Genomic DNA, 6345 nt, shown 5'->3' with positions numbered 1-6345 from the left:
TCTGCTTTTGGCGAGAAAATATATCGTCGAACCGACGACACCAGTTATCAAAACATGCTGGCATCGCTGCACTTACTTGATCTTTCATTTACGCTGCTCCTATTGAGACTGACGTAAAACTACCTCGGTGACTGTATTGTATCTCTATTTTTTCTTACTTTTCTACAAAGTCCCATTAGTCAAAACTTGGTTAGCTGTTCTGTCGGGAGATTTTGAGTTAGAACAACGAGAAGATTTTTACAGTCAAACTGGAGTTTGGGTTTCTTTAGGTGCGATCGCTGTCTCACCATCAGATTAAACATAAATGTTTAAGGTGTGAGAATGCCGAATACAGGCAAAGTTTGGTCAGGACTACTTCTTGCCCAGAATTAGCAATATGAATAGGAGATTCGCAATGGTTTCAAAGAGCGAGCAATCGCGAAATTTTCTTTCAGGAAGAACAGCCTCAAACCAAGTTGTTCTCTCGCTTGTGCGATCGAGCTAAAATTCCTCTTAGGTCAAAACTACTTCCGCTTTATTCGTAGGGACAAGACTCCCAGATATCACTTGCCTGCTCCCGCTCAATCTCCCTCAACTCTTGCTGCCACTGAGAATAGGTGGATGAGTTCGATGGATATACATTTAAAGGTTCCCAGCGCTCTGGCGAGCTTGGCACTTCTACTATTTCATCGATTGCTTGCTCTCCAACAGGTGCTTCTGGAGATTTTATCGGTTGTGCAGCCTGGTCTAGAGAAGGTATTCTCGCTCTAGAATCAGCGCTTTCTTCACTCTTTTCAGGACGTTGGCGTTTGATTAATTTCCGGTATTTTTCCATCATAGAGCTGTCAGGGATGAGGGAGTCTGCTCTACCTAAGATAGCAAGCGCGGCAGAGGTTACACGCACTCGTTCTTTGGATAGCCGATTCTCGCTGTTTGGGGTGCTTGTGCGGGTTGTTCGCAGAGCGGAAATGCTCTCGGACTTTTTGCGACTAGCTTAGCCGCGATCGCTCTTGCAACCTGCTACCCCTTCTCTTGCCGCTGTCTGGAGCATCTATTGCTGTCCTGTAAGGTTGCTGCTTTCCAAATACCTCTCCCTTCTCGCTCAATAGCCAGCATCGCCAGCGATTGCCTTGGGTGCAAAAAACCAACAAGACTTTTTCTTGGCAATACACTCTTATTAGCGATGCGCTTGGCGGAACTGATAATGCCCGCGACCTTCGCAACTTCTTCCATTGCTTTTTACCTTAGCCGTTACGCGCTGGCTTTGTTCTTTGCCCGTTTAACCAGTACGGGTCTAGGCTTTTTCTTTTTATACTTTGGATCTTCAATTGCTCGCAAGCCTGGAGGACGACAACTCTCGCAATACAACGGTTTAGGTCCATATGTCTCCCTCTCTGTTGGCTGGCTGCACTGCTGACAGATGAACTTGTATAACCGCGTGTGAATCATGCGCTCGTGAGCGCGTACCGTGTACTCTTGGACGTGGATACGTTTGGATGGCATGAAGAGAAAATTCTGCTAACCGTGTTGACTTTGAGCGTTTTACAATTCTGGCAAGCAATTAGTCGTTTTTGAGCTAATTGGTTGATTGCCTTTCTGACAGTTCTTGAATTTTCAACTCTAGCTTATTTAAGAGTTTTTCCACTTCCTTTTGACTAGCGCTATCCCAGTTTTTGATTTGATTGATTCGTTGTTGAACTGACTTCACCCTTCGGGTCAACATTTTGCGAAGTGGTTCTGGCTTCTGCTGCTTGATAGATGAACTGTTAATCAATAGCTGGTTCACACGTTCGAGCAGCTCAGTGGTAGACAGGTTGTGTACAATAGCTTCTTGAAGGAGCAATCTGCGCTCTGACTCAAATCTCGGATGTTTGAGTGGAATTAGCTTTTCAGCTTTGGTGTAGTGTAGTTTTCCAGAGCGGACTGAATCTAAAAGGTCTTGTGGTAACTTTCGTAGCGGCAGGTAATGTCGAGTAAAAGAGCTAATTGCAACAGCCGTTACAGTTGGTACGATCGCTTCAATAGTTCTCCATTGAAAACTATTAGGATCGATTGTTTTGTTACTGTGTTGCCAGAATAAAGCCTCTACATCTGGCTCAGGCATTTTCAGTTCCAAAGATAAAACCTCAATCACCATATCTGCTTCTTCTAAAGCATTGAGTTGATTGCGCAGAGCATTCGTCGCTCCGGCAATCTTAACAGCCAGAAGATCGTCTACATGAACGATTTTAGTTGGAGCTAATTTTCCCAAACGCAAGCATGACTCTCGACGATGATTGCCTCCTAACAATTCGTATTTATCAGAAATTTCTGGATGCGGTCTAGCAATTAAATCTTCTAATACTCCAATCTCTCTAATGCTCCGCATCAGAGATTCAACTTTTTCCTCGTCCAGGGGACGGTTCTTTTTTCTCGGAATCAGGTCTTCGGGAGCAAGCTGTCGAGTTGTGATACCAACTTCCGTCAATACCTGATTTAGATCTTGTTTAGCATTTAGCCCCCCCTCTAACGCGGCAACTACCTTTAGAGTCTTGGGATCTCCCAACATATTAGTCATATCTAACTTAGTTTTAGACATAAACCATCTCCAAAGCTAACAACCGCTCTACCACAGTTTGGTAAGGAAGGATTAATCTCTCCATCAACTCCTGACTCTCCTTGGTACTGTGGTTTTCCTGAATGTAGCGGTCGATCGGAATCCCTGCTAATTGGGACTCGGTAAATTTCACCGACTTAGGAACTGGCTCGAATACCCTGACTCCTTCAACCTTTGACAATGAAATTAAAGCTCCCTTACTAATATTAGTTGTGTCAGACATGGTAGGCAGCACGCCTAAAATTCTCAGGGACGGATTAGAGCGCATTTGAACTGCCTGGATAGTACTCAGTAATTGCTTATATCCTTTAGCTGAAAAATACTGGCATTGGACTGGAATTAGTATTAAATCGGCTGCTGTTAAAGCAGAGTAAGTCAGTCGTCCTAATGATGGCGGGCAATCGATCAATACGTAGTCGTACTGGCTCAGCTTTCTCAGTTGATCTTTTAGAATGTAGTGAGAGTCTGGTTCGGCAATTAATTCTGCTTCCTTTTGAGCTAACCCAATGTCTGATGGAATTAAGTCAATTCCCCACTGTGTTGAGACAATAATCGAGTTGGGGTTTTGTCGTGGGTTAAACAGATTATAAGTAGTTAGCTGCTCGTCATTAATTTCCCGAACTCCTAACCCGTCAGTCAAGTTAGCTTGAGAATCAAGATCGACAACTAGGCAGGATTTCTGTTGACCGATTAATGATGCCTTGGCAATAGTGGTTGTGGTTTTGGCGACCCCCCCTTTTTGGTTGGCGATCGCAATAATTTTGGTCATGCTTTTAAAGTTCCTCATTTAAGGTAATGTAAAAGGCTGTTACCTAGTGTCTCGCTGCTTGTTTTTCCTCAAGTCGCATTGTTGGCTTTCATCTTAGGTTAGGAGTTATGCTTAAGCAAGCTGTCGAGTCGATTTAGTAAAAAACTTAAGATTTTATCTACTGACAGCGTTGTCAGTAAGTCGCGACCGACTGTATATTAGCATCTGCTACCTATTGCAGTAGACCGATTGGGAATAGATTTTGTAGATGCCCTAGAAGTCGTTTTCTTTAAAAACAAAGCTGATGAAACAAGATTATAGGTTTGTCACAGTCTACTCACATGCTCCAAAAGTTTGCATCCGATCGGCAACTTCTATTCCGACTTTATTCAATTTCTTGTGCTACGTCCTTTATCTATGCAACTGCGAGCGCGCGATCGCGAACCCGTAGGTATCGCACACCTATTGATTTGATGAAAACTGACAACTTTAGGGAATAAACAACCGACCAGTCCCCTTATAATTGTCGATGTCTATAACAATCTCCAGCAGACGCTCAACACATTGTTCTCGATAATCAAACTCATCTAGTCGTTTAAGATCCCCAATCGTCAACACGGGAAGTGAAGTAACTGTATTTTCCTCGCGGATCACCTGTTCTAGCGAATCTTGCCCTTTCATGTTTCGGTTAGCAGTGAGAAGCGTCATTTGGTTAGCTTGAGCGTATTGCCAGACCATACGATCGCTGCTTGACATCGATAGTCCAGCTTCTTTAAACGTGACGAATTGAATGGGCAAGATTTCCAGCCAGCCGAATTTTGCTAAGATTCCCAGAAAAATAAGAGCATAGCCGTCCAGATTGTAGTCAACTAAGAAGGTCATCCGTTCTGGGCGGCACGCTTTGCTTTTTGTGCCTCAAGTTTTCCCCACAGAGCTTTCTTGTCCGGCTGGTGTGGCATTGCGACAATTTGCGCCAAGCGTTCGCGGTTGCGCTCTTCCCAATAGGAGCGAATTTCTTCTCTAGTGTGTAGAACTTCCTGATACTCAGCTTCTACTTGTGTGCGATTTGCTTCAAGATAAGACAAAGCACTATTAATTTGCTCGTCTGTCAGATTGAACTTGTCACGGATGAGTTTAGGTGAGTACTGCGCCTTCAAAAAATCCATCACTTCATAAAGAGTGATTCGAGTCCCTCCAATCGTCAATCCGCGTTCTGTACGGACGATCGCTGCTTGCCCATTTGATGCTAAAGTCATATCCTTAGCTTTTCGGAGTCCAACTCTATCATACTTTATCAGCCAGAGCGACCGTGGGAGAAAAAACCACCATGCCCCAAATTATAGCAACCGCTTTCCCCGCATGCAGTTGCGTCAATTGCTTCTTCTAGCATTGTCTGCAACGCCTTGGCATCAGCTACTGCTATCTGCTGCTTCACGCTTTCGGACTCTTCAGCCACTTCTACTTCCACTTCTACTTCCACTTTTTGAGCTGGTGGTAAAAAGAGCGAAGAAAAAAGCAAGTTGAGCAGCCAAACCATCGCTTACTTGCGCTTTTGGGGCGGTGGAGGAGAATCTTTTGTGCCACTATCGAGCTTGTCAACCTCCCCATACTAAGGCGACCAGAAAGTGCCTTTTGAGGCGAAGAAATCTACAGCTTTATGATCTTCCTGCCTTCTAGCTTGAAGATCTGAGCAGCGAAGCATCTTTTTTTGTTCGCCATTTTTCTCGTACTCATACAATTCAAGCGGCTGGCTGCATACAGGGCAGGGATATTTGGTTGTAGTTTCTGAAGCAGTCGGAGAATTGGTCACCCGCTGCTGCATCGGGTTAGATGAGGAAGATTTGTCTTGAGTGCTGGGTTTGGCGATTTCACCATAAATAGGCGACCAAAATCTGCCCTTGGCGGCAAAATAGGCTACTTGTTTATGGTCATCTTGCCTTCTTTTGCTCGCATCAGAGCAGCGAAGCATTTTCTTTGGTTCGCTATCCTTCACATACTCATGTAGTTCAAGTGGTTGACTACATACAGGACAGGGGTAGTCTACGATCTTAGATGGGGTAGAAGAGGCAGAGTTGACTGGTGAAGTCTGTATGCTCTTTGCTGGCTGCGGCTTTGGGATTGTAGAGGCAGCCAGAGAGCGATCGCCTGTTCGATCTGATGCTAACTGCTGGGAATAAGACAACTGGTATCCCTGTTTTTGCTCTGACCAAAACATGGCAGTGTTGCAGTTGGAGTTAGAGCATTTGAGGAAGTGATCGGCCTGGAGTTTTTTCGAGCGGCAAGGAATCTTCTGCATCAGCCACTCACACTTAGGACAATGAATCTCTGTCAGTGCTGGTGGTTGTCTGTTGCCACTTGAAGAACGACGGTGAAGTGGATTACGCCTTGAGGTGGTTGCCTTGGTGCTACTGTTTGAATCACTAGAGTCAGTGGCTAGAAACTGATAAGCATTAGCCAGGGCTGGGGCAAAGTAAGTTTCGTTCCAGTCGATCAGATACCGCTCCCAGTTTTGTTTGCCATCTGCTACCCGATCGAGTGCTGACTCCATTTCAGACTGTAAACTCAGGCTCGACCATTTTGGGTAAGACTCGCATCAAAAACTCATCGACCTCCAGCCCTAATTGTGTAGGTTGAAGATACCCCTTGACTAAAGTAGCGTAGCCGCGCTCGCGTAAAACTTTAATCGTAGGTGCATAAGTGGGCGACCGATCCCCTTTTTCTCCATGATTTGCACTAACTTCGGTTCGGTATAACGCGATGGGGGTTGAGTTTGCTTCTTCTGAGCATCAGCGTGTAGGAGCTTCAGTTGTTGCCCCTGCTGCACGGTAGGTAATTGGGCATCACTAGAGATATCATTCCAGTAAACCGTGTAGCCGCGAAATATAACGACCTGTCCTCTAGCTTGCCAAAAAACTTCGATTATGCCCTACAAAAGTGTGGGATAGGTAGCGATATCATTCCAAGTCCAAGCACGATCGGTTAACTCTGCTCGCTGTGCGGCTGTAGTTCCAAGGCACGAATG

The 6345-nt window shown here is 45.1% G+C and carries 10 protein-coding genes; 1 reads left to right on the top strand and 9 read right to left on the bottom strand.

Features of this window, described 5'->3' with window-relative positions; translation table 11 throughout:
* The first annotated feature begins 127 nt into the window (after positions 1–127).
* A complete protein-coding gene (locus tag H6G17_RS31905) occupies positions 128–298 on the top strand; it encodes a hypothetical protein (RefSeq protein WP_192162705.1) in 171 nt (56 codons plus the stop codon).
* 216 nt (positions 299–514) lie between these two features.
* Here H6G17_RS31905 and H6G17_RS31900 read toward each other — a convergent pair whose 3' ends face one another.
* The 9 genes from H6G17_RS31900 to H6G17_RS31860 all read right to left on the bottom strand — a co-directional run bounded on the left by H6G17_RS31900 (position 515) and on the right by H6G17_RS31860 (position 5871).
* Positions 515–883: a hypothetical protein gene (locus tag H6G17_RS31900; protein ID WP_192162703.1), complete on the bottom strand. Its 369-nt coding sequence runs from the start codon at positions 881–883 to the stop codon at positions 515–517.
* A 116-nt stretch (positions 884–999) separates the two neighbouring features.
* Positions 1000–1212 carry a hypothetical protein gene (locus H6G17_RS31895; RefSeq protein WP_192162701.1) on the bottom strand — a complete coding sequence of 71 codons (213 nt, stop codon included), beginning with the start codon at positions 1210–1212 and terminating at the stop codon, positions 1000–1002.
* Positions 1213–1230: 18 nt separating this feature from the next.
* A complete protein-coding gene (locus tag H6G17_RS31890) occupies positions 1231–1482 on the bottom strand; it encodes a hypothetical protein (protein ID WP_192162699.1) in 252 nt (83 codons plus the stop codon).
* Between the two features lie 73 nt (positions 1483–1555).
* Positions 1556–2557: a ParB N-terminal domain-containing protein gene (locus H6G17_RS31885; RefSeq protein WP_192162698.1), complete on the bottom strand. Its 1002-nt coding sequence runs from the start codon at positions 2555–2557 to the stop codon at positions 1556–1558.
* Complete coding sequence (locus H6G17_RS31880) at positions 2550–3344, bottom strand: AAA family ATPase (protein WP_192162697.1); 795 nt, start codon at positions 3342–3344, stop codon at positions 2550–2552. The genes H6G17_RS31885 and H6G17_RS31880 overlap by 8 nt, the downstream gene beginning before the upstream one ends.
* A 468-nt stretch (positions 3345–3812) precedes the next feature.
* A complete protein-coding gene (locus H6G17_RS31875) occupies positions 3813–4205 on the bottom strand; it encodes a DUF5615 family PIN-like protein (RefSeq protein ID WP_192162696.1) in 393 nt (130 codons plus the stop codon).
* The gene (locus H6G17_RS31870) at positions 4202–4579 is read right to left on the bottom strand and encodes a DUF433 domain-containing protein (protein WP_192162695.1); all 378 of its coding nucleotides are present in this window, start codon (positions 4577–4579) and stop codon (positions 4202–4204) included. The genes H6G17_RS31875 and H6G17_RS31870 overlap by 4 nt, the downstream gene beginning before the upstream one ends.
* A gap of 38 nt (positions 4580–4617) precedes the next feature.
* Positions 4618–4860 (bottom strand): hypothetical protein, encoded by a 243-nt coding sequence (locus H6G17_RS31865; RefSeq protein ID WP_192162694.1) that lies wholly within the window; start codon positions 4858–4860, stop codon positions 4618–4620.
* 72 nt (positions 4861–4932) lie between these two features.
* The gene (locus tag H6G17_RS31860; RefSeq protein ID WP_192162693.1) at positions 4933–5871 is read right to left on the bottom strand and encodes a hypothetical protein; all 939 of its coding nucleotides are present in this window, start codon (positions 5869–5871) and stop codon (positions 4933–4935) included.
* Positions 5872–6345: the final 474 nt, after the last annotated feature.

Origin of the sequence: Chroococcidiopsis sp. [FACHB-1243] (assembly GCF_014696895.1) — a bacterium.
Lineage (GTDB): Bacteria > Cyanobacteriota > Cyanobacteriia > Cyanobacteriales > Chroococcidiopsidaceae > Chroococcidiopsis.
Note: the sequence above shows the minus strand (reverse complement) of the source record. Positions and strands in the feature narration are given on the sequence as shown.